The sequence below is a fragment of the Spirochaeta isovalerica genome, from assembly GCF_014207565.1.
Lineage (GTDB): Bacteria > Spirochaetota > Spirochaetia > DSM-2461 > DSM-2461 > Spirochaeta_F > Spirochaeta_F isovalerica.
Map to the genome: position 1 here is coordinate 228,439 of NZ_JACHGJ010000007.1, position 24,492 is coordinate 252,930.

At 46.6% G+C, this 24,492-nt stretch carries 21 protein-coding genes; 10 read left to right on the top strand and 11 right to left on the bottom strand.

Features of this window, described 5'->3' with window-relative positions:
- The first annotated feature begins 2 nt into the window (after positions 1-2).
- The 3 genes from HNR50_RS16940 to HNR50_RS16950 are packed head-to-tail and all read left to right on the top strand — an operon-like array spanning position 3 to position 4,943.
- Positions 3-3,200 carry a tetratricopeptide repeat protein gene (locus HNR50_RS16940; RefSeq protein WP_184747977.1) on the top strand — a complete coding sequence of 1,066 codons (3,198 nt, stop codon included), beginning with the start codon at positions 3-5 and terminating at the stop codon, positions 3,198-3,200.
- A 17-nt stretch (positions 3,201-3,217) separates the two neighbouring features.
- Entirely contained in the window at positions 3,218-4,120 is a 903-nt protein-coding gene (locus HNR50_RS22780) for an alkaline phosphatase family protein (protein ID WP_184747978.1), read from the top strand.
- A gap of 25 nt (positions 4,121-4,145) precedes the next feature.
- Entirely contained in the window at positions 4,146-4,943 is a 798-nt protein-coding gene (locus HNR50_RS16950; protein ID WP_184747979.1) for a class I SAM-dependent methyltransferase, read from the top strand.
- Here the strand turns inward: HNR50_RS16950 and HNR50_RS16955 are convergent.
- From HNR50_RS16955 to fliK, 6 genes are all read right to left on the bottom strand, one after another.
- Complete coding sequence (locus HNR50_RS16955; protein ID WP_184747980.1) at positions 4,901-6,871, bottom strand: HD domain-containing phosphohydrolase; 1,971 nt, start codon at positions 6,869-6,871, stop codon at positions 4,901-4,903. The two genes, HNR50_RS16950 and HNR50_RS16955, sit on opposite strands and share 43 nt — an antisense overlap.
- A gap of 8 nt (positions 6,872-6,879) precedes the next feature.
- Complete coding sequence (locus tag HNR50_RS16960) at positions 6,880-8,943, bottom strand: PilZ domain-containing protein (protein WP_184747981.1); 2,064 nt, start codon at positions 8,941-8,943, stop codon at positions 6,880-6,882.
- Positions 8,944-9,016: 73 nt separating this feature from the next.
- Entirely contained in the window at positions 9,017-9,667 is a 651-nt protein-coding gene (locus HNR50_RS16965; RefSeq protein WP_184747982.1) for a GDSL-type esterase/lipase family protein, read from the bottom strand.
- The gene (gene ptsP, locus HNR50_RS16970) at positions 9,664-11,907 is read right to left on the bottom strand and encodes a phosphoenolpyruvate--protein phosphotransferase (protein WP_184747983.1); all 2,244 of its coding nucleotides are present in this window, start codon (positions 11,905-11,907) and stop codon (positions 9,664-9,666) included. The genes HNR50_RS16965 and ptsP overlap by 4 nt, the downstream gene beginning before the upstream one ends.
- 4 nt (positions 11,908-11,911) lie before the next feature.
- Entirely contained in the window at positions 11,912-12,181 is a 270-nt protein-coding gene (locus HNR50_RS16975) for an EscU/YscU/HrcU family type III secretion system export apparatus switch protein (RefSeq protein ID WP_184747984.1), read from the bottom strand.
- Positions 12,172-12,951 (bottom strand): flagellar hook-length control protein FliK, encoded by a 780-nt coding sequence (fliK, locus tag HNR50_RS16980; protein ID WP_184747985.1) that lies wholly within the window; start codon positions 12,949-12,951, stop codon positions 12,172-12,174. Before fliK ends, HNR50_RS16975 begins: the two co-directional genes overlap by 10 nt.
- A 404-nt stretch (positions 12,952-13,355) precedes the next feature.
- Between fliK and HNR50_RS16985 the strand changes: the two genes are divergently transcribed.
- Together HNR50_RS16985 and HNR50_RS16990 are read left to right on the top strand one after the other, a co-directional pair.
- Complete coding sequence (locus tag HNR50_RS16985) at positions 13,356-14,711, top strand: ABC transporter substrate-binding protein (protein WP_184747986.1); 1,356 nt, start codon at positions 13,356-13,358, stop codon at positions 14,709-14,711.
- A 2-nt stretch (positions 14,712-14,713) separates the two neighbouring features.
- Positions 14,714-15,298 (top strand): hypothetical protein, encoded by a 585-nt coding sequence (locus HNR50_RS16990; protein WP_184747987.1) that lies wholly within the window; start codon positions 14,714-14,716, stop codon positions 15,296-15,298.
- Here the strand turns inward: HNR50_RS16990 and HNR50_RS16995 are convergent.
- Positions 15,295-15,516, bottom strand: coding sequence for a hypothetical protein (locus HNR50_RS16995; RefSeq protein ID WP_184747988.1), 222 nt, complete (start codon positions 15,514-15,516; stop codon positions 15,295-15,297). The genes HNR50_RS16990 and HNR50_RS16995 overlap by 4 nt on opposite strands.
- Positions 15,517-15,614: 98 nt before the next feature.
- Entirely contained in the window at positions 15,615-17,207 is a 1,593-nt protein-coding gene (locus tag HNR50_RS17000; RefSeq protein WP_184747989.1) for a sensor histidine kinase, read from the bottom strand.
- Positions 17,208-17,422: 215 nt separating this feature from the next.
- Between HNR50_RS17000 and HNR50_RS17005 the strand changes: the two genes are divergently transcribed.
- The gene (locus HNR50_RS17005) at positions 17,423-18,400 is read left to right on the top strand and encodes an ABC transporter substrate-binding protein (protein ID WP_184747990.1); all 978 of its coding nucleotides are present in this window, start codon (positions 17,423-17,425) and stop codon (positions 18,398-18,400) included.
- A gap of 121 nt (positions 18,401-18,521) precedes the next feature.
- Positions 18,522-19,007 (top strand): ferritin, encoded by a 486-nt coding sequence (locus tag HNR50_RS17010; protein ID WP_246434057.1) that lies wholly within the window; start codon positions 18,522-18,524, stop codon positions 19,005-19,007.
- 84 nt (positions 19,008-19,091) lie between these two features.
- On the opposite strand, the gene HNR50_RS17015 is transcribed toward HNR50_RS17010, so the two are convergent.
- On the bottom strand, positions 19,092-20,147 hold the full coding sequence (locus HNR50_RS17015) for a hypothetical protein (RefSeq protein ID WP_184747991.1): 1,056 nt from the start codon (positions 20,145-20,147) through the stop codon (positions 19,092-19,094).
- 174 nt (positions 20,148-20,321) lie between these two features.
- Between HNR50_RS17015 and HNR50_RS17020 the strand changes: the two genes are divergently transcribed.
- Positions 20,322-20,624, top strand: a complete 303-nt coding sequence (locus HNR50_RS17020) for a UPF0758 domain-containing protein (protein WP_184747992.1) — start codon at positions 20,322-20,324, stop codon at positions 20,622-20,624.
- A gap of 484 nt (positions 20,625-21,108) precedes the next feature.
- Here HNR50_RS17020 and HNR50_RS17025 read toward each other — a convergent pair whose 3' ends face one another.
- Positions 21,109-21,699: an Lcl domain-containing protein gene (locus tag HNR50_RS17025; protein WP_184747993.1), complete on the bottom strand. Its 591-nt coding sequence runs from the start codon at positions 21,697-21,699 to the stop codon at positions 21,109-21,111.
- Positions 21,700-22,118: 419 nt separating this feature from the next.
- The gene (locus HNR50_RS17030; protein WP_184747994.1) at positions 22,119-23,375 is read right to left on the bottom strand and encodes a LuxR C-terminal-related transcriptional regulator; all 1,257 of its coding nucleotides are present in this window, start codon (positions 23,373-23,375) and stop codon (positions 22,119-22,121) included.
- Between the two features lie 327 nt (positions 23,376-23,702).
- Between HNR50_RS17030 and HNR50_RS17035 the strand changes: the two genes are divergently transcribed.
- Both HNR50_RS17035 and HNR50_RS17040 read left to right on the top strand, forming a co-directional pair.
- On the top strand, positions 23,703-23,912 hold the full coding sequence (locus HNR50_RS17035) for a hypothetical protein (protein WP_184747995.1): 210 nt from the start codon (positions 23,703-23,705) through the stop codon (positions 23,910-23,912).
- Positions 23,913-24,014: 102 nt separating this feature from the next.
- Positions 24,015-24,365, top strand: coding sequence for a UPF0758 domain-containing protein (locus tag HNR50_RS17040; RefSeq protein WP_184747996.1), 351 nt, complete (start codon positions 24,015-24,017; stop codon positions 24,363-24,365).
- Positions 24,366-24,492: the final 127 nt, after the last annotated feature.

Genomic DNA, 24,492 nt, shown 5'->3' on the forward strand with positions numbered 1-24,492 from the left:
TCATGAGATTACCTGCTGCTATTTTACTGTTGTCCGCATTCCTGTCTTCCTCTCTCTCCGCCGAAACAATCGGCCTGTCGATCAGCGTCATAAGCCCCGATACCGGGGAAAACAGATCCCGCCTCGAATCGGTCCTGATCCGCGCCGCATCGGGCGCCTCCCGACGGTACGGGGAATACTTCGATGTGGAAATTAAAGAACAAGGAAAGAGATCCTACGATTACGACATATCATTCACGGCTGTCATGGAAGGGGAAACTCCCGTTCTCGCCATGCTCTTCACACCGGAAAAAGGAGGATCGCCTCTCAATCAGTCGGTCATGGGCGACCTGGATGACAACAGCCCCGCGTATATTTCCGAATTGATATTCCGCATGTGGGCACAGACCAATCCCGCCGGAATAACGTCCCATGCTCCGGAACCGGTTTTCCTGGAGGAAGTGCCTTCGCTCTTTCTGGTAGAATCGGCCATACCGGATTTTTCCGGTTACAACACGGCTTCAGCTGTCGCTGTCAGGGAAAACGGGAATCTGGTTCTGGCGATGGGAGCGCTCTGTTACGAAACGGACAGCAATTTCAATCCCCTAGTACAACTGGCGGGCGATCTCTATTCGCCTTCAAGCGCCCTTTTTTTCTTCGGTACGGGAGTCACTCCGGGCGGTTCGGTTTTTCTGAAACCGACGAACGGACGGGACATCTATAAGATTGTAGAAGGCGCGCCCCGCACTATGAAAATCAGGACGGGAATCGATGTGACCGGTCCGATGGCGGTTCTCCCCAACGGCACGGCGGTTCTCTACCATACCATGAGCCGGAAATTCGTACGAATCGAAGGGAACAGAAGAAGCGATCTTGATATCCCACTCGGTCCCTACACTTATGTCTATGCCATGGCTCCCGGTCCCGAAGGCAATTTATGGATCCATGACAACGTGGAACAGCGCTTCAAGATATTTACGGACACAGGGAATTTTATAAGTTCCATCATGCCTGTCGGCACGGGAGATGATGTGCTCACTCCCATGTCCATGGCGGTTCTCGACGACGGAGCCCTGATTCTCTATTCCAATAGCGCTCTGTATAAGTTCGACAGCGAGGGTGTTCTGCAGTGGAAAAAGACCGGCTACCACTTCCGAGAGGAAGAGTCCTTCCCCATGTCACCGGTGAATTTGGCGGTTGATCAGGAAAGAGGGTTCATCTATATGGCCGATTATGCCGCCAACAGAATTCTCAAGTTCTACGATCCCGCTCTGGACAGGGGAGGAAATGACTCTGTCGGCGAAACCCGCCGGCTTCTGGAGCTCAACAGAAGGATAGATGAAGATCCTTATGGAGAGGAGCCGATACGGCGGAAAGCCCTGTACTACCGCGACAGGGAAGACTGGGTACTGGCCAGATACTGGCTGGAAGAGCTGATCAATATCAACCCCTTCGACAGCGAGGCTTCTTCCATGCTCGACGAAATCGAAATACGGGGTCTGTTGAGACAGGCTTCGGAACTGGAGGCAGAAACGCTGAAGACGGCGAGAACGATCGGCCCCGAATCCGCCAGAGACCTCTACAGCCGGACAGTGAGGCTCTACGAGAAAATAATCAGCCTCGACAGTTCAATGGGCGAGGCATCGGAAAGGATGAACCGCTTCAAGGAAGCTTACAACAGGGAAGCGGCGGATATACCGGGAAGAGAAGAAAAACCCCTGACTATCGCCGGTCTCAGCGTAAAGGGGATTTTCCCGGCGCTGATTCACTACTACCGGGAAAATCCCGTCGGCACCGTAAGGGTGAAAAATGACCTGGATCGCGATGTCTCCAATATCAGAGCTCTGTTGAATTTAAAAGAATACATCGACTTTCCCGCAGAATCGGATCCGGTACCGCTGCTGAAACCGGGAGAAGAAATAACACTCGATCTGAAAATTCTCCTGAATGAAAAAGCGTTTAATCTGAGGGAAGACCTTCCTCTTCAATTCCAGGTAACTCTTCAATACGACCTGGAAGGGAGTGCGAGGGCGACGGGAAAAACAGGCAATACGACCCTTTACCGGCGGACCGCCCTTACCTGGGACAATACGGCGAAACTGGCAGCTTTTATCATGCCCAACGAATCGGTCGTCTCCACCTTTTCCCACAGAGTCCTGGCGGACAGTGGTAAAGTCCCGGGCCTTCCGCCGAAAATGGTGAAGGCGGCGAGAATCTGTGACGCCCTGGGCACTTACGGGATTGCCTATATAGAAGATCCCGAATCACCTTTTTCACAGCAGTTCGAAGAGGAAGGTGTAATAGATACGGTCCGGTATCCCCGGACGACACTGCAGATCCGTTCGGGTGATTGCGACGACTCGACGGCGCTGCTGGCTTCCATGCTCGAATCTTCGGGAATCGCTACGGCGATAATGACATCACCGGGCCATGTCTTTATGGCTTTCGATACGGAAGAGCCGGCAGGAAACCGCTGGATGTATGAAAATACCGGCAGAGAAATCCTGATCGAAGGCGGAACCATTTGGATTCCGCTGGAATCGACCTACCTGCAGGACGGTTTCAATGCCTCCTGGGCTAAAGCATCGGAAATCATATCCCGCTATTCCCGAAATGAAATCGGGTTTCTGACTGTAGCCGGCCAGAGGAGCGTCTTTCCTCCCCTCCCCCTCGGGGAGAGTTCCATCATGGTTGTGGAGCCGGGAAACAGGGAAATAGATCCACTGAACAGCGAAACTCTGGCAGGGCTGACCGCCTCGCTTTATGAAGAGAATGCCAGCAAGCTGAAAGGAGAGGCTGCCGGGGCTTCGGGTCGGAGAGAACACCAGCTGAGCAACAGGTTGGCGGTCCTCCATGCCCGATTTGAAAACTGGAGAGAAGCCGAGAACATCTTCCAAAGTCTCATTAAAGGAGAGACTGCCTATCTCTCTCCCTACGTCAATCTCGGTAACCTTTACTATAGCAGAGGAGAGTACGGCAAAGCTCTGGAGATTTTCCAGGAAGCCCTTGCCATCAACGGAAATTCGCTGATGGTCAATCTGGCTCTGGCCAAAACCTATTACCGTCTGGGAGACAGAGCCGGTACGGCCCGCTATTACAGACTTGTCAAAAACCAATCGGAACCGCTTTCCGAAGAATATGCCTATCTGGGAGAAAGCGGCTCGACAACCCGCGCCGGAGCCGATGATGAACCGCCTCTCCTCTGGATGACAGAAGAATAGATGGAGGTCTGTCCACGGTGAAAAAACTCTTCCTCTTTTTTATTGACGGCATCGGTCTCGCCCCTGCCTCGGAAAACAATCCCATCTCCGGCCTTTTTTCCGGTCTGACTGAGGGTTTCGGCCTGAAATTCACCGATAAGCCTCTCTTTTTCAAGGATTCGGTTCTCTGCCCTCTCGATGCCTGCCTGGGGATAAAAGGAGAACCGCAATCCGCTACAGGGCAGAGCACCATATTTACGGGAGAAAATGCCCCGGCTCTGCTGGGATATCACCTGCCCGCTTTTCCCAATGAGGAGCTGGTAAAACTGATCGCGGAAAAAAGTATAATGAAAGTCCTGGCGGAACGGGGCGTATCGGTGACATCCGCCAATATGTATTCCCACCGTTTTTTCGAGGAGAGAAGACAATCGGAAAAGAACCGATTTCCCGTTTCCACACTGACGATTGAAGCATCGGGGACCCCTTTCAGAATGATAGAGGAATACCGTTCCGGCCTGGCCGTTTTCGCCGACATTACGGGAGAGCTGATCAGAAAAAGAGGATATGAGATTGATGAAATCGAACCGGAGGAAGCGGGCCGCCGCATCCATGGCATAATGAAAGATTGGCAGTTTGTTTTCTTCGAATACTTTATGACCGACCATTACGGGCACAAGAGAAAAAAGGAGGAGCTGATCCGGTCTATTGAAGTGCTCGACCGCTTCGCCTCAGCCGTAGCCTCGGGACTCGATCTGGAAGAGGAAGCCATGCTCATAGTCAGCGATCACGGGAATGCCGAAGATATGACAACCGGCGGGCACACGGGGAATTTCGTGCCGGGTCTTCTCGTGGGCGGAGGTTTGGAAATGAGGGAAAGCTTCTCCCGGTCCAAAAGCCTGACGGACATTTACAATTTTTTTCTGGAATATTATAAAAATTAACTTTCCATGATAAAATGAAGTTCTTATGAACTACCTTATGGAAAGCCGCGATGAAATTGAAAGGCTGGAAAAAAAGACAGGCTTTGACGCCGTCAAGCAACAGGCTCTCTGGGCTGGTCTCAGAGAAGGAATGCGCGTCGCCGATATCGGTTGCGGCAGCGGACGGACCAGCTCCTTTCTGAAAGAGCTCACCGGTCCTTCCGGTTCGGTCACAGGCGTGGACCTATCACAGGACCGACTCGACTATGCCCGGGCGACCTACGGCCGGGACGGCCTAACCTTTGAACAGAGAAATATATACGAACCTCTCGACGATCTGGGCCAATTCGATTTTATCTGGGTCCGCTTTCTTCTGGAATATCACAAAAAGAGCCAGTTCGAACTGGTTCAGAAATTCGCCTCGATGCTCAGTCCCGGCGGAATTCTCTGTCTGATTGATCTGGACCACAACAGCCTGAATCACTTCGGCATACCCGAGAGACTGGAAAAAGCCCTTGAGGAAAGCGTGGCCGCTTTGAGCGCCGTTTCGGATTTCGATCCCTATGCCGGCAGAAAACTCTATTCCCATATGCACAGACTGGGACTCGAGGAGATTGATGTACATGTGGGAACCCATCACCTGATGTTCGGGGAAATGAATGAAACGGACAGTTATAACTGGACCAAAAAGCTAACCATAGGATTAAGCAGCTCGCCATACGATTTTCCCGAGTACGAAGGAGGATTCGAGGAATTCGCTGCCGAATGCCTTCGATATATTGCCGATCCCGGACGATTTACCTATACGCCGTTGATTTCCTGCAGAGGCATCAAGGGCGTGTAACTATCCTTTAAGGGATGCAGGTTTTCATTCAAATACTCACAGAACACATCGACGATATGGGGATCGAGGTGCCAGCCCGATTCGGCTTTCAGGGCGGTTATCGCCATTTCGACCGACATGGGGCTCCTGTAATGGCGCCGTGATGTTATGGCGTCAAAGAAGTCCGCGACAGCGATGATTTTCGCACCCAGAGGAATCTGATTGCCTTTCAACCCCATGGGATACCCCCCGCCGTCAATCTGTTCGTGATGCGAGGCGGCTATGTCGGGGATTTCCGCCAGATCCCCTTCAAAATTGATCTGGTTCAGAATGGTTCTGGTTTTCACCACATGGGTCTTGATAATATCGTATTCCTGCGCCGATAGCTGGCCGTTCTTTTTCAGGATGCTGTCGGGAACGCCGATCTTTCCGTAATCGTGGAGCATCGATGCTATATGGATCATATCGCGGTAACGGGTGGAAAGCCCCATTCTCCGGCAGATTTCATCGGCGTACTCCGCCACTTTTTCCGAATGCCCCGCCGTCAGGGGATCCCTCGCATCGATACTGGAGGCCAGAACCTTGATTATCGATTGCAGCTGAGTCTCCCGCGCCTTCATCAGCTGAATCTTTTTCAGTCCCACGCCGACGATAGAGGCAATGCCCATCAGAAGGCTGATATCACTCTGAAGAAGGGGTCTCTGGGAATGAAGGTTGTCAACGGACAGGATACCCAGGGTATCGTTATCGCAGATAATGGGACAGCAGATGAAGGACTTGGCTCCGATGCTCTTGGTAAAAGCAATGCTTCTCAGGCTCATGTCCTTCTTGATATCCTCCACATTGTTTATGAGATAAGGCTTCTGCTCCTTGAAACAGACAACGAACACCCCTTTCGAATGGGGGTTGGTCAAGCTGAAATCTGTCGTGTTGAGCATTTCCTGAAATCCGGCGTTGTAACCGTAACCGCTTTTGAACTGCAGTTTTGTCTTTTCTTTATTAACCAGGAGAATGAGCCCCCGGTCGAACTCCAGCAATTCCCGGATGGCGTCGATGGTACCTTCGACAGTTTCTTCGATTGTCATTTTCGAGTTGATGACTTCGCTTACTTTCCGGGCGATAACTGTTGTATTGTAATTGACATCGATCTGATGAAAGAACTTTTCCGTTGTTGATTCAAAGGCATCGGTTTTTGAGCGCAGTTCCTGCACTTCGAGCTTTTTCGTCACATAACCAAGTCCCATAAAAATAGCAGCAGAACCGATCAGGGAATGAGAAAGAGGCAATTTCATGCCCAGCCCCAGATTGGTTACATTGGCACTGAGAAGCGCAAGAAAGCCGCCCCATTGAATTTTGTTCATGATTTTTAAAGGGGAATCTTCCCATTTGACGACATAACGGCAGCACTTTCCACCGGAAAAAAGGCATTCGGGATGCTCCAGAGTGACGTGTTTAAGACCCAGAACGGATGGAACAGCTTCCATCATTCCCTTTCTGTTCTCACACTGATAAGGCTTTTCCGTAACTGAAGGGTTTACACTGAACAGGATCTCAACCGAATTGCCCGACAGCTTTCTGGTTCTGTACTCGGTATATTTTGTAAAATTCGCCGAAATTTTCTCCACTTTTTTAAAAGCAGTAATGGGATCGAGAATGCTTATAAAAATTTCATGAATGAGGTTTCCCTTATTGGCGGAAGAAGAGAAGAACCGGCCCGCTTCTCTGGCGATATTCTGCTGCCCCGTCATTTGAACCAGTTTTTCGTAAAAGAGATCCACCTGTTCCTGAGAAAACCAGTGTCCCGGATCGGCCACCTGATAGGGTTCGATACCGGCATACTCGTAGAGAACATCGAGATCGATATAGGAGTAGCGGGATTTAATGAGTTTTATGTAGCTGTCAATTATCCGGCTGCTGTAGGGTTTCTTCTCCATAACTGTCTCTTTCATTTGCTTTCCTAATGGTGGATTTTTCTTATCAGTTTCTTCAGGTGATGAAAATAGGAATCACCGGCCTCAAGATTCAGGACCCATAAGGTATAGATTTTATCAATAGGGAGTTTCAGGTCCCGGGCATAATCCAGAGGATAAGCCAGAGTGGGAATCCGCCCCTGTCCGGGATATCGCTGTCCCAGAAACCGGAGAGCTCTACCTATAACCGTCCGGTCCAGTTCCAGGGGATTGATGATAAAAAGCTTGAGCGAATTTGTCAGGTCCGACATATTCAGACCCGCATCGGTTTTATCCACCATTATGACAGCGCAGGCGGTTCCGCTTTTTCTCAGAGAGAAAAATGTTACGTCTCTGGAGAAACCCGATTCGCTGTAATCCCGGAGGAGCGTGCCGCTGTCGAGCATTCCGTCATCGAGATTGAAATTCTTCATCATCAGACCGCCTTCTTTCCGGTCGTAAAAAGACTGGAGGTCCCTCAGCTCCCCTTCAGTCGAGGGAGCGAGCTGCCATTCCGATGAGGAAAACAGTTCTGCGGGCTCTTCCTGCTCAAAGTGAAAATAAGCCCAGTCGTCCAGAGAGCATTTGCTCCGGTCATTGATCTTTTCCGCCATACCGCCGAACATGCGGTTGGGGAACTTGTTTTCCCTGCGGAAATAGCAGAATAGAAAATCGAGATGCATGCTCTCGATATGTGTGCAGTTGTTTGTAAAGCTACCCACCTGATTGAGAACATCCAGTCCCGTATTCTGCCCGCTGATGCTGCTCGCGGCATGGTGATGGAGAAGCCACGATTTTTCATAAGACCTGAGCATGGACATATGGCCCTGTATCTGATTCTCTTTCTGATAGATGAAATGCCGGGCGATAGCGGGTTGCTCGTTATAGAGTTTGTCGTACAAATCCTTGATTCTGTCGATATCCTCAAGGAGAAACTTGTATTTTTCCGGATAGATAAAACCTGACTCAAAAAAGAAACGCCAGAGAGCGTGGGTATCGACTGAATGGCTGATGTTGGAACGGTTGTCGATTTCATAGTGTATATAGTCGAGAAGACGGGTGTATTCCGGAGGATTCATATCCAGTATGGCCAGTCCGGAAAGGAGGTGCTCCGGATCGTTCTCGCAGTTTTTCCCCGAATAGATAACCTGAGCTTTGCAGAGCATGGAATTATTGCCCGGCAGGGTGATTTTCAAATCGGGAATCAGAAGCCCTGCGAAGAGAACAGATCGGTCCGCTCTCTCCTTTACGGAAATTCCCGACCCCGAGAGATCCTTCACCTTGAAAGATTTGTCCTGTCCCGAAAGGGGATGGCGGAAACGGACCTGGATAGAGGAGTTCATATCATAACGCTCGCCCCGGTACTCCTTTGCTCTGAATCGCTTGAAACTGGTTGAAGCGGGTTTTAAAACGAGCTCACTCCCCCCGGGAATATCTCTGGAACTGCCGACCGTGCAGATTCCCGAAAAGATCATTTCATTATTGTTACGGATCAGCAGGGAAATCTGTTCTTCCCTGTTGAGGAGCTTCAGCGAACCGTTGTCCTTTCTGTTCAGAAATATAAGAAAACTGCTGGAGTGAAAATTCCTGAGAAGCCCCGTGAACATGGTTCCGTTCTGTATCACCGTAACTTCGATGGAACGGCAAAGTTCCCGGACCTTCTCCCGCCGCTGCATTTCATATGCCGATTCGGGCAGGGAAACGGAAATACCGTCGCTATGGATCAGACAATTACTGGGAGAAAATTCCAGAGTATTGTCAAAACCGGGAATCATGATATTTTCCAGATGAAAGCTCTCGAGGTTTTCCCCTTCCCCATGGCCTTTTACCCATTTCAGCGATAGTTCATCGGATACGCAGGGTTCGGAATAGGCGGGTATGCGGATGGTTCGTCCGAAAGTATTGTGTCTGAAGATAAGGGAGAGAGGGATTTTCTCAAAGTTGGTGTAATTGATCCGGTTAATGAAGTCTCTTTTGGGCACCTGACGCCCTGTCCGGTTATCCCGGAAAGCCTCAGTGGTATCTTCATTGGATGAGAATAGATCTTTTGTTAACGGAGATGCGTCAACCAAGGGTGTAAATCCTTCCTGCAGTTAAAAATATTAAAGAGACCCAATATTTTTATCGGAAGGAAAAAAAAATAGATTAGTTCATAATCTGTTTAAAAATTAATTCTCCTATCATTCTCGCGCCTCTGCCATCGGGATGAACACCGTCGGCAAAATACTCCTGATGATCCAGAAGAGGATAATGGAGATCGATAACCTGACAGCCCGACTCTTCGGCAATCTCCCGGATCAGGGGGATAAGACATTTATCCAGCAGAGATCCCTCCATGCCCCATCGATTATGAAAGACAGGGGGAGGAAGACAGAGATAAATGTCCCTGGGTTCATTTTCCTGTCGAAACGCCCCGATAAGTTCCAGATAATCCTCTTTGAAGCTGTCGAGAAAAATGCGGTTTCCGATTTTCGTGTCATTGGTACCCAGAGCGATAACGACAACGTCCGCATTGAACTCCAATGCTCTGGAATACTGAGCGGTGTCTTTATAGGGACGGTCTCCCAGGTCAGTCAGAGTGGCGCCGTTCCGCCCGAAATTTCCTGTTTCGAATCTTCCTCCGGAAAGGGACTCTACAACGGCGGGCCAGGAATTTTCATAGCGCTTTTCCAAGCCGAATCCCCAGGTTATGCTGTCCCCGACGGCAGCGACTCTGAAAGGATCGGAAGATCCGCTCTCGCTGAACAGGGAAAGAGAAAAAAGACAGATATGAAAAAGAAATAAAAGACGCTTCACAGGCCTGTAAAACTCCCGATAAACTCATCCATTTCCTTTTGCCGGTTGATCGACAGCATTTCACGACTGATCCGCTCCATATGGGAAATGGTATAGCGCTTGAGAATTTGTTTTACCGGTTCTACGGAATAGGGAGAAACACTCAGATTACGTATCCCGATTCCGACGAAAAAAGGAACCATCAGGGGGTCGGAAGCCACGTCGCCGCAAACCGACAGATTTTGTATCTTATCCCCGGCTTCCCCGGCGATGGTTGCCAGGACCCGTAATACGGCGGGATGGTGGCATCTATACAGATAGCTGAGGTTCTCGTTGGTCCGGTCCACAGCCAGCAGATACATGATAAGATCATTGGTTCCGATGGAGAGAAAGTCAGTTTCCCGCGCCAGATCACCTACTGACATAGCTGCGGAAGGCAGCTCCACCATGGCTCCGATCTTCGGATTTCTCTGAAAAGCGACACCTCTTGCCTCAAGATGGGCTGCACAGATAGAAATTTCCTCTTTAGCCTCCAGAACTTCCTCGACACTGGAAACCATGGGGAGCATAATTCCCAGATCGGCGCCGTCCCCCGCTCTCAGCATGGCTTTGAGCTGTTCGCGGAACATTCCCCTGTTGGCCAGGGAAAAGCGAATCCCTCTGACTCCGAGAAAAGGATTCATCTCCGTCTCGCTCCGCCCTTCGAGCAGTTTGTCCCCTCCGATATCCGCGGTTCTGAGGATAACCGGTTTGCCCTGCTGACTTTTAACGATAGCTCTGTATATGCGGTACTGCTGCTCCTCAAGAAGGAAGTCGTTTTTCAGGATAAAGGGAAACTCGCTCCTGTATAACCCGATACCTTCAGCTCCCTGCCGCACCGCTTCCCTGGCATCATTGAGAATATTGATATTAGCCATGACCCGGACGGGAATGCCGTCAGCACTGCATCCGTGAACCCTGTTGATATTTTCCGAACGGCGCGGCGGAGACGTTTCCGCCAGAAGCCGGGTCCGGTCTTCTTCATGGGGATTGATATAGAGTTTCCCTTCGCCGGCATCCAGTATAAGATCAGTCCCTTCGGGAATTGTCAGAAAAGTCTTTTCTTCGCAGATCAGGACAGGCACGTCGAGTGAGCGGGCCAGAATGGAAATATGAGCAGTCACTCCAGAGCCTTTGAGAACGATGCCTGAAGCTTTTTCCACAGCAAGCCTGAAGAGATCGGAGGGATAAATGTGCCGGCAGAGGACTATGCGCCCCTCGTAGGAAAACCCCTTGTCCCCATCTTCCGACATATTGCTGATAAGGCGGAAGCCGAGATCCCGCACATCCTGGGCTTTTTCGGCAAAACGGATCTCTGTCATGGAGGCGAAACGGTCGGCGTATTCATTGATGACCTGACAAACAGCATGGGAGGCTTCTCTGCCCTCATTGATTAATGCCCTCATTTTGCTGATAAAGCTGTGGTCCTTAAGCATGTAGATCTGGGCTGTAAAAATCATGGAGACGATTTCCGACTCTCCCGAAGCGGCTGAATCCTGGTACTGAGCCAGCTGTCTGAGAGAGAGCTCGAGGGCCTGCTCAAAGCGGGCGGCTTCCTTTTCTTTCGTTCCCGCCGGCTGGAGGCTCTCTGCAGCCGTCTCCATATCACTCCATTCGGGCAGGGCTTTACCCGAAGCGATTCCTTCGGAGGTTTTCATCCCCTTCAGAACCATTCTTCCTGAAATCTCCTGATCCAGTTTACAGACGGGATGATTGATGAAAACAAGGGCATCGGAGAGACGATCGCTAAAGAGCGATGCCGCTTCCATAACCGAAGCTTTGTCCATATGAGAGAAAGCGTCGGCATGGCGGTGTCCGAGAAGCAGAATCCCGTTTTTTCCGTTTCCCCGCAAAAATGGGACGATTATTTTTGATTGAAGTGTACTGTCTTCTCTTTTTCCGGAAACATCCCCTAAAAGTCGAACGGTTCCTTCGCGAAAGGCTCTGTCCACTTCCTCTTTATCGAGAGAGAACCGCACAGGCAATCCCTCCCGGCTGCAGCGAAGGCTGTCCCAGAAATCCCCCGAATCGAATCCCACCCGGAAAACGGGTTCATCTTCTAATTCATTATAACCGAAAATGGCCCCGAGAGATGCTCCGGAAATCTTCATCAGATGCCGGACAGAATCTTTAAAAAAGCGATCAACCTCTCCGGTCGTTTCAAATAGGGCGATTTCCCCACAGACTGTATCGAGAAAGCGGAATAAGGGATTTTTCTTCATTAAGTTAAGTATAGAGAAAAGAGCTGTCCAGTTCCATAAGAAATACATAGACCTCTGCCGCAAGTGCAAAGAGTTCCGGAGGAATTTCCTGCCCCGGAGGAAGGGATAGCAGAATATTGGTCAGAGGCTCCTGTTCGACCAGAGGAATACCCGCCTCTTCGGCAAGATCGAGGATTTTTCGGGCCAGATAACCCCGTCCCGATGCGATAAGCCGTGGCGCATCATCTTTTTCTCTGTCCCATTTCAGAGCGGCCGCTCCTTTTTCTACCCCCACAGGTCAATCCCCCTTTTCCTGTTTTCACCGGCAATGTTCTTCTTTCGGGCCTGGTCCGTTATGACAGAAATCCGGGGTACTTCCATGCCGTGTCTCTCGAGCTGCGCTCTTAAGGATCTGATAGATTTTTTCAGCAAGGCTCTCACTCTTTCATCTGCAGAAACAAAAGCGCAGCTGCGCTTCACCGCTCCGTCCTGAAGAATGACTGAAACATCACCCAGCCGAGGAGATGAAAAATCGATCCGGCAGGAAAAAGCCTCTTTATCTTCAACCATATCCGGCACATCTGATTCTTTACGGCCCACAGTCATGCGCCAATGCCGGTCATCGCTATTATTCTCCGGATCCGTAACAATATAGAACGGCTCTTCACTCCAATTCAAATTGCGCAGAACCGACTCCAGTTCCGACAGTCCTTTTGCGGTTCCGGCCGGTAACTCAGCTCCATGCTGCTCAATCCAGAGAGAAACAAACCTCTCTGCCAGTTTCAAGTCGCCGCTACCCGGAACAGGCTCAGCAGACTCGAGCAGAGAGAGAAGCGAAATCAGGGCAGGTGCACCGCGGATCTCTCTTCCCGCAAATCCTTTTGACAAAGATAAGAGTTTTTTCAGCTTTCCGATCAAATTTCCTAAATCATCAATGGCCTGACCGGAACGGACTGCCTTCTCTCCAGAGACCCTTGAGGGAGAAGGTGAATTAGTTTTCCGGACCTTCCCGCCGGAACCGCTTCCATTCTCCCGTGGTACATGTTTTTTATTCTCTATTTTCATAGGTGTTGTTATTATCGGAGCAAAACAAAAAAAAGCGCAGAATTTACCCTTTCGGTATCTGCGCTTCCAAACTGTGAACAGCTGTTCACTATAACCTCCTGCGGAGATTATCTGTTAAAAAATCAATTCATAAAACCTTTTAGTTTTGGTGGCTCACCCTCATTATTCAACAATAATCAGCCTCCTCAAATCAAAGATTTCCGTTCCGAAGAACTTGTTATAAATATAAAACCTCAGCGTTCCGGAAGCAATCTTTTTTTTAAAAAAAAGATCTTTTTTTCCTCTCCGGAAAACGGCAGACTTGTGATGGAACTTTTAATAAAAAGATAGATAGCCCGGTCTCATAATTATTTAATCCGCACTGAAAACTTGAACATCCATAAACGGTCAACTACTCTTATTATATGAATCGAAAACCTCTTGTCTTTCTACTGGTATTACTACTTTCCCTACTTCCGGTTTTCAGCGGCAATACTGCCTCGAAGCAGATTCTTGTCATGCATTCCTACCATCAGGGTCTCTTATGGACAGACAGCATTACCGAAGCTGTGAAAAGAACATTCGGAGAAGCCGAAGGGCACTATGAACTGTATTTCGAATATCTCGACACGAAAAGGAATTCCGGCTCTGATTACTTTAACAGACTTACAGAATTCGAAAAGCAGAAAACCCAGCTGGCCGAACTGGATTTCGATCTGATAATCTGTTCCGATAATGATGCCCTGGACTTCCTCACCTCCAACGGAAAAGATTTGTTCGGTCCGGTGCCTATTGTATTCTGCGGAGTCAACAATTTCACTCCTGCCATGCTCAAGGGACAGAGGAATATTACGGGGATCACAGAATCAATTGATTTTCATGCCAATATGAAGGCCATAAGCCGTCTCCATCCCGACCGGTCTCATATCATTTTCATAGTCGACAGAACATCGACGGGAAACGCCGTAATGGAAGAGCTCCAAACCGTTGTCAAAGATTACAGCGATCAGTTCACATTCGATTACCTGAGGGATTTCTCCATCGATAACATAGACGAATCCCTGGGAAATCTCGGCGACGGGGACCTGATTTATCTTCTTGTCATGAATATCGATCAGAACGGCGTCTTCATTTCCTACAACGATGCCATATCCATGGTTCGATCCGAAGTTAATGTGCCTATATACGGATCCTGGGATTTTTATTTCGGAAAAGGAATTGTCGGAGGGATGCTTATCTCCGCGACCAGGCAGGGGGAGGAAGCCAGCCGAATCGCACTGCAGATTCTGGAAGGGACACCTCTCGATGCGATTCCCGTAGAAAAAGGGGGCGGCAATCAGTTCGTTTTCGATTACAGAGAAATGGAGAGATTCGGAATCAGTACATCCGATCTGCCGCCGGGGAGTTCTGTCAAGTATGCTCCGGAGTCGTTTTTCAGACGAAACCGGATAACCATACTGACCATAGGCATAACCGCTTCCCTGTTTCTCCTGATCATACTAATAATCAGCTTATATCTGCGAAACAGAAACAGAAGACTGGAGGAAATGAACCGCCTGCTCGACGAAAGAGTCAAGAAGGCGCTATCGGAAGTGAATACACTGAACGGGCTCCTGCCCATTTGCGCCCGGTGTAAAAAAATACGCGATGATTCGGGGTACTGGAACAGGCTGGAAACCTACATAAAAAAACACAGCAACGCCGAGTTTTCCCATGGTTTGTGTCCCGACTGCGCCGCGGAAATATATCCTGAACATTTTAATAAGAAAGAAGAGGCTTGAAAATGAAAAACAAATTGATAACAACGCTTATTTTTCTCTGTCTGCCCCTTGCCTTTGCGGCCGGCGAAGAGAGAAAGACGACCATAGGTCTCCATATACTGGGAGGCGGCCGCTATGATGATGTGAGGATGTGTGTCGGGTCACCCCAGGGCGTAAAAGGCGGCCCGATTATGGAAGTCTATCTCGACATACGCATCCCTGCCGGAGAGAGAGGGACTCTCGCTGTCAATATTCCCGTCATGCGTCCCATATTGTTCGGAGTCGCTTTTCAAATGATGCAGTTCGAGCCGCAGGTCACTTATGAGTATTTATTTCCTACGGGATCGGAGAAAATCGATATTGTTCTGGGGGGAGGATTGGGCGCTGTTTTTCATTACGGCCCCGATTATAATTCCGCACCGGAAGACAGAGGGGAATCCTTTTTTTCCGCAGGACCTTTGTTCACCGCTTCCGCCGGAATCGTTTTTCACGGCAGAAGCGGCAACTGGACTCCGGGAGTGAAAGCATTTTACGCTCCTCTATTTTCTTCCGGTTATGATAACGGCCACGTCCTGGGAGGCGGAGTGGAACTGCACTACGGCTACTAGCCGTTCTGAGCTATATGCATATAGGCCCGGTCTTTCTCGTGGGGGAAAAGATCGGGGAGCATTTTTTCGGCCCCCAGGCTGTTGGCAACCATATACCTTGCGCAGTTGAGATTATTGGTTCGGCAGTATTTCTCTTTCATTTCCTCGACCTGATCCGGCTTGTTGCCCAGTTTATCATTGAAGAAAGGACATTTTTCGATGAATTCGCAATCACCCATTTTTAAAGAACCTCTTTTGAAATTATCTTATGACTAGATATTTTTCTTCTAATAAATGATTTAGTCAAGCTTAAGTCAGGCGATATATCCGAAAAGGATTAAGAGGAGAAAGACAAATTGAGAACTGTGCCCTCTTGCTCGTTTGACGTGAAAGTGAGATCAGCGCCAATTGCCCGGGACATCAGCCTGGCGCTATAGGTCCCGAGCCCCGTCCCCGATTTTTTATTCATGGTAACGTATTTTTCAAAAAATCTCTCTTTTATCTCTTCGGGAATGACCCCTTTGTTATGGACGGAAATGGCTAGACCCGGCAAGCGAGAGATCTCTATCGTGACATCAGAATCGGATGGGGAAGCTTCTATGGCATTTTTGATCAGATTGCTCAGAACCATCTGAATGAGAATTTTTTCAGAAATAATAATCAGACTGTCATTCCGCTCCGCTCGTTTCCCGTCAATGAGAATACGGACCTTGACCTTCTTTTGGGACCGCAGTTCCGTAAGATCGGCTTCGATCTGTCTCAGCAGAGCTATGATATCGGTGTTTTCCGGATTCGGCTGCCATGTCCCTTCTTCTATTTTGTAGAGATAGCGGGAAGCTTCTATGAGCTTCTTCATAGACAGACCTGAATTTCTGATGATATTCAGATATTCCCTGTATTCTTCACTCAGGTTTTTATCGGCGAGCATGATAGCGGGAAAACCGATCACGGAATTGAGAGGCGTTTTTAAATCATGGCGTATAACCCTCTCCAGATCTGTTTTGTACCGCTCGAATTCCCTCCACTCAGTCAGATCGGTAAAGCTGACGATTTTACCGGTTATCTCTCCTTTTTCATTCGTTAGAAGAGCGCTGTATCGGGCTACGGTTCGCTCCTTCCCCTCTTTGGAAATAAGAGTCCCCACCGATTCTCCCGATTTGTCAAAATGATATTCCGAAAGAGACTGCTCCACCCGGGGAACCAGAATGGTTTCATTGACCCCGACCAATTCCTTTTTCTCATACCCGGTCAATTCCTCTGCCTTCATATTGAAATCCAGTATCCGCCCGCTCTGGTCGACGGTGTAGGCGGCACTGGGATTATGGTGGAAAATGAGTTCGGCATACTCTTTCGAGGCATTAAGCTCCCTGGTTCGTTTCTGAACCTCTTCGCTGACCTGTGAAAGGTTCCGCTCCAGAATCCAGCTGTTCAGAATATTAACCGCGGAAATAAGTATGACAAAAAACAGAGAATAGGGCAGATAAGCCTGAGAGAAAGTCTGAAGATCTCTTTTTAAAAAATACAGAACTGTCAAATAAACGACGCAATAGATGGTAATGGGAATGGAGTATCTGCGACCGCCGTATATGGAGGCAAATGAGATAATGAGAACAAAACCGAGAATCTCAACTTCCCGGAATTCTCCGACAATCTGGGAAAATGAGAGAATAAAAGTAAAAACAAACAAAACCGCCGGAACTGTAATGCGGTAATACCCCTTAAGAAGGAGGAGAATCATAATGGGACTAACCGCTCCGATCATAAAAAAACCGGGATTGTCCCAAAGATGGCCGGATAGAAAATCACTTATGGAAAAGAATATGCAGAAAATAAAAATGGCCAGGAGAATCAGTAAGAGAATAAAAGCTTTATTGCGTTCCGTGGAATCGAGAGAACTGTAATGTTTATTAAATCTGTTTTTACCCAGCATAAAGTATTGTACCCGAATTTCTCCATTCCCGTTCATTTTTTTGCGCAAGAATGCTCATAGATAGCGTGCCTGATGACCTGTTATTAATTATCTTACCTATAGGCAGAGGATTCAAACATATTAAAAAATTATCCCTTTGTTTTATAGCTTGCAAAAGAGTACAATTTCATTAGACGATGAAACAGAATGACTCTTTATCCAATATTATTCTTGTAATGATTCTTATACTTTTTACCGGGGTCGAATCCTTTTCATTCAGCTTGCTCATAATTGATTCGCAGGCAGCCGATCCCTATATCCCTGTGAGGGATTCCCTACTGGCAGAACTGGAAAGGAAGGGATTCTCCGAAGGAGGCATCCTCGATATCAGCTTATGGTCTCTCGCCAATCAGGAAGGACTGGCTAAACGGGCCTGGCTGACGGAAAAAGATAAAGATTACGATCTGATTTTTATAAACGGGACTGTGGCTGCAGCCCAATTCAGCAGTTTCGCTCTGAATAATTTCAGATATAAATTCCTTTTCGGAGCCGTCACGGATCCTGTCAGCCTGAACCTCATTAAAGATTTTTCAAGTCACCCCTATTCCAACTTTACCGGAGTTGCCTATCCTGTTCAGGTACGGGAAAGATTGAGGTTTATCATGGCCGTTCTTCCGGAAGCAAAGGATATCGGTTTTATCTATGCCGATATGTCCCAGTCCCGCAGTTATCGCAAATGGCTTGATGAAATTCTCATCGAAGAAGAATTCCAGTCGCTGAATTTTCATTTCCGCACAGTCGAATTTGTACAGAGCGAAGCCGGCCATATCAGAATGGCCATGCTATCGGAAAAATATATAATTGAACTGGATCCCATGGTGGATATCTTTCTCTCTCCCAACGACCAGATGGGTGTCCAGCCGGAGTACGCAAGAACCATTCGCCGCCTATCGGGAAAGCCGCTTATCGGCTTGGGGGAAAAGGATGTAATGGAAGAATGGGGGGCGGTCATGTCCATCTTTCCCGATCTTGAACAGATGGGAGTCCAGCTGGCCGGAATGGCGGAAAAACTTCTAACCGGTACGCAAATAGGGGAGATTATACCGCAGTGGCCCGAAACGGGTGTCGCTTTCAATCTGAAAGAAGCAGAGAGGCTGGGCATAACCATCCCTGAAGAGTATCTGCGGAAAGCGGGAGATAAGGTGATCCGGTGATGTCTCTAACTCGTCTTAAGCCTGAAGCACTTATCTCTTTCCTTGACAATGCAAACCATCAGAATAAACTTTTAATATAGGAGCCCGTAGATTTCGGGTTACCTTTTACAGGAGGAATAAATTGGAGAAGAAGATACTTGATGCCTTAAACAGACAGATAAATGAAGAAATGAATTCCATGTATATTTATATGGCGATGGCTGCCGACCTTGATGAAATGGGATGGGGCGGGATGGCCCACTGGATGAGAAAACAGGCCCAGGAGGAACTGATGCATGCCCTTAAAATCCAGGGATATGTGAAAGACAGACAGGGCCGCGTGGTATTTAAAGAGGTGAAAGAGCCGCAGTTAACCTGGAACACACCGCTGGAGCTTTTCAAAGCCGCCCTTGCCCATGAAAAGTATATTACCAGCACGATTCACAAACTGGTAAAGCTCTCGCGGGACCTCGATGATATAGCCACGGAAGTGTTTCTGAACTATTTCGTTACCGAACAGGTAGAAGAGGAAGACGCAGCCCATGAAATCGTAGACGCTCTTGAGAAAATCGGCAACAGCGCGGGTCCACTTTATCAGGTTGACTCCTGGCTGAGAAAAAGGGAATAGCCTGTCAGTGAGATCTTGAATCAGTTTTTATGCTGCTTCGATGGGGAAATCCGGCGATTGGTCTGATGAAATCGCCGGATTTTTTCAGAATCGATGCTGCGAACAATATCTCTTCAGCTGCGTATCATACGTCGGATAGACTTTTCCGATGGCTTTCTCAATTTCATTGCGGAATTCATTTTTATCGAAATCACTGACATCTAATATAACATTTTCCAACTCATTGGGACCGAAGCTGAAGCGGCCGGCAACGATACCGATAAACTCGCCCCGCTTCATGATGTAATGGAGAATCTTAAACGGTTCGGGATTAAAGCGGTTCTTGAGCGCCGCTTCGTTTGATCGCACAAGATAGTCATTTAAATCCAGCACAAATGTCTTGTCGGGAACTGTTCCGGCGCATGTGGCTATTTCATCCTCGTCGCCGGACAGAATGAATCCTTTAACGCCTGAAACTACTTTTCCCTTAAAAATCCCCTTTTCCTCAAGAGATGAGATAGCGCGCTTTATGTCTCTGTTTGAAAATCTGGTAAAGGACTTGATCATGGATTCATCCGCAAATACATTCAGAAAGGCAAAGCGTCTCAGGATCTCCTCGACGGCCTGTTCCTTTGTATAAGCATTGAGATCCAGATGAGAAAACTCATCTTCGAGAATATACCACGATCTGTCCCACTCGCCATCGACCTGGTCTTCAAAAACAATAAAGGCTTTTTGGAGCTTCTGCAGCGAAGCCGATATATGTTTGGACAGCAGACCCGTAATTTCTTTTATCATATCGATATTCATAGGGCCTTCGCTCCTGAGGATTTTCAATACGGTCATATCAATATCAGAATAAACGGAAATGTCTTTTTTATAGGCCGCCATGAAGAGGGGAAGCTCATCGGCGAAGATATATCCTATGCTTCCTCCGCGGAAACGGCCTTTGATGATAGTTCTGTCGGAGCGTAAATTATTGTTCTCTGTCCTGTCATCCCTATCGGTTCTGTATTGAATAATCGGCGGCTCTCCGGGCGTCGTCCAGAAAAGAGTCGGAACAGGCGACATGAGGCGGAACAGCTGTTCATAATCCCCCCAGTGCTCACCGTCAATTAGATTCTGTCGTTTCATTCTCAGATATGTGATGCTCTCTTTCATATTCTCCCCGTCTCTTATGTCCCGGTTTCTGTCATTTCAAATGGAATTTTACAATGATCTCCAATAAAAGTTAACAGGTCTCTGATTCCCGGTCCATAGCGGCGGATCCAGATGATTTTAAGGAATTATTCCCTTCTCCAAAGCATCGGCTTTCTTTTTCCTGTAGAGCATTGTATGAAAGCATATGAACTCTCCAAGATATCAGCGATGTCCGTCTTCGACCGCCCCAGGGAAAAGATTCTGAACAGGGGCCCCGAAGCATTGAGCGATCTCGAACTGATGGCCATTCTGATCGGCAGCGGATCCAGGCTGAACCCGGTGGAAAAACTCGCAGCAAAAGCCCTTCAGCTTGTCGACAGCGATCGGGGGATTATCCGGGCCGATGACTTTCTCGCCATCGACGGCATCGGTCCGGCTAAGGCGACCTTGCTTGCCGCATCGATGGAATTGTCCTGCGGGCGGCAAGCCTGGTGGTAGGCGCAGCAGATATCCCCGTCTGTTTTAATGTGGAAAATTTTCTACATTAACTGATGAGGTGAAAGTCTCACGTCCAGTTCTAAAGCTGATTAGAGGAGGTGATCCCTCCGTTTAGACAAAATTACAGGAGCAGAGCCAGAAAGTCTAAAAAGCCATAGCGCGAGCATATGAAACTGAAAAAGATGAAATTATATCCCGAATTTTAAATGTAGTAAATTTACCATATAACAACTTTATTCAAGCCGGGAATGTAAAAAACAAACCCAAGGGCTGTTGCAATTTTACTTTTGCTTTTGCATCAGCCCTAATTTAATACATCTATTCTATTTTACGAATGAGATTAGAACCTCTATCTGACACATAGAGTGGTCCCGAACCGGTGATGGTAATTCCTGCCGGTCCACTAAAAGTTGCCAGCACACCTACCCCATCATCAGAACCGGCAGTACTACCCCAAACCCCCAATAGTTAAATAGATAAATAGTTAAAAAGCCCGAACAGCCCGAACCCGTCTTAAGTTGTCCTTAGAGACGCTGCCCTGGAGACCAATTAGGAAGGTCTGGCTCCACGCGTTGCTACTATTGCCCTCGGACGACGACCAATAGTTGCTTTCATCGAAACCGCCAACACCGTTGTTTGAGTTTGTGCCGTCATTAACCAGGTTATCCCAGATCAGATCTAGCTCATCTTTAGACGGTAAAAACCAATCGTTAAGACCACCTCCGGTATAATTTCTGCATACCTGTGCCGCGCTTCCAGTGTGTTCGGCTTGATCTATGATTGCATTACTGTTTGCCAATCCTGTTCCTATTGCCGTTGAGGTATTGCCATTTACAGTTGTTTGTGTTGAACCGCCTTCTATCCATACCTGTGATGTACTCTGATCACTTGGCGCCGCCTCAAGTCCATGCAACCCGCCATCAGTTACGTAGAATACAATACCTACGCCACTTGGCCCGGTGTCGCCTATGGCATAAGTTACAGCCGGAGTGCCTCCTCCCATATCACACCCGGTTGCCAGCAATAACGATGCCGCAATCAAGAGACCTAAAATAATGCTCTTTTCCTTCTTCATACACGCTCCTCAAATTTTATTTTTTCCATACCATATTTTAGTATGGTATGGTTAAGACCTTATTTCTCCGCCCGCACGGATGCGGACTCTTAAGTTTGCGTCCAAGCTAAGCCCAGTCCTTGCCGCGTTAGTCGTTGTAGACGTAGGTTGTTCACAACTCATAAAGATAAAAAACATCAAAAATAATAAAAGAATAAAGATTTTTTTTCATACTCACTCCCATAAAAACTTTTTATATTAATGAATCCTGTTTCATATTAAAGCCACGTCTACATTGAGTTTATAAATAACAAATATTTTAAAGCCTAATAACAACTAAGGAAGGAAACATCATATTGTAAATTTTAAGATATTGAATTTATTTCATTTGAGATTTGTCTGTAGTGTTTTACGAAAAACAATGTAGTGTCGGGTGAAATTTACTTTAAATAAGATTTATTTTTAAAAAGAAACTGAATAAGTTCCGAATTATCTGAAACTCTAAGTTTTTCCATTATTCGTTTCTTATAAGTACTGACAGTCCTATCTGAGAGTTTAAAATCGTAAGCAATTTCTTTTAAAGATACGCCATGATATATTTTTTTGGCTACTTCCAGTTCCCGATCAGAAAGAGCTATAAAAGGAGATTGAGTACTCAGTTTCTTTTTCCTAAGGATCAGGAAAACCAAACGAGTCATAAAGAGAAGAATAAACAATAATATAAAAAACAGCACTATTTGCCATCTGGTAAAAACTGAAATGTTTTTCAAGGGCTTATTAATAAAAACACCATCTTTTCTGGCTTTAGTCGTCAAATCCCATTTTTCCAGTTCATTCCAATCATATGCATACAGATATTGTGTTGCTCTTTTCTTTTCAATTTTATATCCGTTTATTTCGCTGATTATAATTTCACCTACAGATTTTCCTAAATCAAAAGGAGATGACAAGTAACCGCCGACAATTCCATACCCAAGAATAATTTCGGAATCTGCGAATATAGGCGATGAGCTAACTTTATTTAACTGCGAGACAACTTCACGAGGATTTAAGATTTCATCTCCCCTTCTTTTTGCAACAGGAAGACAAAATAAAACACTTTTCGGTGGAAGGGATTTAACTGATTCGATTAAGTCATCCATATTCATATTTAAAAATACAGTTATTCCAACGTCTTCTTTTTTTAATTCACTTAAAAAATCATTGTACTGAAATGCATAGCTCTCTGTATCATTATTAGCGACAACATAAACAGAATCGGCCCCAGACAAACGTAGCATCTCACTGACAATTTCTGCGTATTTATTATTATTTGAAAAATAATAGTCATAATTTTTAATATCTTCAAAATTGTTCCTAATACCAACTTTAAGACTCTCCGGAAAAAGATCGGAGTTTTCTTTAAGAAAATGACTTGCAGATGGCCCTGTTGTGACCAAAAATTGAGGATTTATCTTCTCATACTTGGTGCTAAGTAAAAATTCCATTAAATCGAACTGGTTTTTTTCATTAAAGGAGCCAACATCAAGATATTCAGTGAAGAGATTATATCTTATATTGTTACTATCTAGTGAAAATTTTAAACCTGATTCAAAAGATTCTGACCATGGAGCATTACTATTTCCCGTACCAAGGATAAAAACATCGACAATTTTCAGGTCTTGAGAGAAACAATTGAAAGTGGTGACCAAGACCATAAAAGATGTAAAAATCAGTCTTTTAAAGAAAAGCACAATTACCTACCAATAATACACTCATCTGAATTTAGCCATCTCCCTTGGAATCTTTTAATGACTTGGAAAATCACTATACTTTATCTATACATAAAAGATCTATAAACTTAAATTATAGTTTGATCCTGAAATTATTTTCAATTATCATTTGCCTATTCTTTCAACAACTAAACCTTAAAAGGTTCTTTTTGAAAAACCTAAATAATTTATCCACAAACCAATCTCTTTGAATTTTCATAAATCACTACACAGATTTTCGTTAAAAAAGTCTTAAAGTGGCGGAAGGAAAAAATGGAAAGAACAAAAGTATTTCGTATCGATCTTTTCATTTGTTTATTATCAGTTACGACAGGATGTAAACAAGCCACTGATCCCGATGTAGTGAATCCTACAGCAGGAGGAGGAACAATAACTACCACAGGAATCACTTCTACATCAGAAACATTAATCTGGACAAAAGGAACTGTCGAAAATGATTTACCATTAAACCTGTCCCAATAAGTATAAAAATAAAAGAATTACTTCTATATAATAACCATTTTTATTTGAAATAAAATCCCATATTTTCGAAGTACGATTCCCATTTATCCAGTATTAATACATATGAAAACATACCAACTCGAAAAAATATCATCCATGTCTGTCTACGACCGTCCCAGAGAAAAAATAATAAACCGCGGGGCAGAAAGCCTCTCTGACATTGAACTTATGGCGATACTTATCGGGAGCGGTACAAAAAAACACCCCGTAGAAAAACTGGCATCCAAAGTGCTTCAACTTGTCGATGATAACCAGGGGGTTTTTGAAGCGGAGGATTTTCTTTCAATCGAAGGTATCGGACCGGCAAAAGCAACTCTTCTGGCTGCCTCCATGGAGCTATCGAGGAGAATCTACAGCCCCCGGAACAAAAAGATAAAGTCTCCATCCGATGTCGGAATGTGTCAACATAGATGAAGTATGATCTTTGAAATATTTATGCAGACTTCCTTTCTGATTTCTGTTTCAGTTCTATCCTGGTATCAGCAGTTGGATTCAGATATACAACATGCTTTTTCGGCAGCTGTTTGACGCCATTGCTCCA

Excerpts from the sequence above, each read along its gene's own strand:
- HNR50_RS16940 (WP_184747977.1), top strand. The coding sequence starts at position 3 with ATGAGATTACCTGCTGCTATTTTACTGTTGTCCGCATTCCTGTCTTCC.
- HNR50_RS17020 (WP_184747992.1), top strand. The coding sequence starts at position 20,322 with ATGAAAGCATATGAACTCTCCAAGATATCAGCGATGTCCGTCTTCGAC.
- HNR50_RS17030 (WP_184747994.1), bottom strand. The coding sequence starts at position 23,375 with ATGGTCTTGGTCACCACTTTCAATTGTTTCTCTCAAGACCTGAAAATT.
- HNR50_RS17005 (WP_184747990.1), top strand. The coding sequence starts at position 17,423 with ATGATTCTTATACTTTTTACCGGGGTCGAATCCTTTTCATTCAGCTTG.
- HNR50_RS16995 (WP_184747988.1), bottom strand. The coding sequence starts at position 15,516 with ATGGGTGATTGCGAATTCATCGAAAAATGTCCTTTCTTCAATGATAAA.
- HNR50_RS16950 (WP_184747979.1), top strand. The coding sequence starts at position 4,146 with ATGAACTACCTTATGGAAAGCCGCGATGAAATTGAAAGGCTGGAAAAA.
- HNR50_RS17035 (WP_184747995.1), top strand. The coding sequence starts at position 23,703 with ATGGAAAGAACAAAAGTATTTCGTATCGATCTTTTCATTTGTTTATTA.
- HNR50_RS16990 (WP_184747987.1), top strand. The coding sequence starts at position 14,714 with ATGAAAAACAAATTGATAACAACGCTTATTTTTCTCTGTCTGCCCCTT.
- HNR50_RS17000 (WP_184747989.1), bottom strand. The coding sequence starts at position 17,207 with ATGCTGGGTAAAAACAGATTTAATAAACATTACAGTTCTCTCGATTCC.
- ptsP (WP_184747983.1), bottom strand. The coding sequence starts at position 11,907 with ATGAAGAAAAATCCCTTATTCCGCTTTCTCGATACAGTCTGTGGGGAA.
- fliK (WP_184747985.1), bottom strand. The coding sequence starts at position 12,951 with ATGAAAATAGAGAATAAAAAACATGTACCACGGGAGAATGGAAGCGGT.
- HNR50_RS16955 (WP_184747980.1), bottom strand. The coding sequence starts at position 6,871 with ATGAAAGAGACAGTTATGGAGAAGAAACCCTACAGCAGCCGGATAATT.
- HNR50_RS17015 (WP_184747991.1), bottom strand. The coding sequence starts at position 20,147 with ATGAAAGAGAGCATCACATATCTGAGAATGAAACGACAGAATCTAATT.
- HNR50_RS17040 (WP_184747996.1), top strand. The coding sequence starts at position 24,015 with ATGAAAACATACCAACTCGAAAAAATATCATCCATGTCTGTCTACGAC.
- HNR50_RS16985 (WP_184747986.1), top strand. The coding sequence starts at position 13,356 with ATGAATCGAAAACCTCTTGTCTTTCTACTGGTATTACTACTTTCCCTA.
- HNR50_RS17025 (WP_184747993.1), bottom strand. The coding sequence starts at position 21,699 with ATGAAGAAGGAAAAGAGCATTATTTTAGGTCTCTTGATTGCGGCATCG.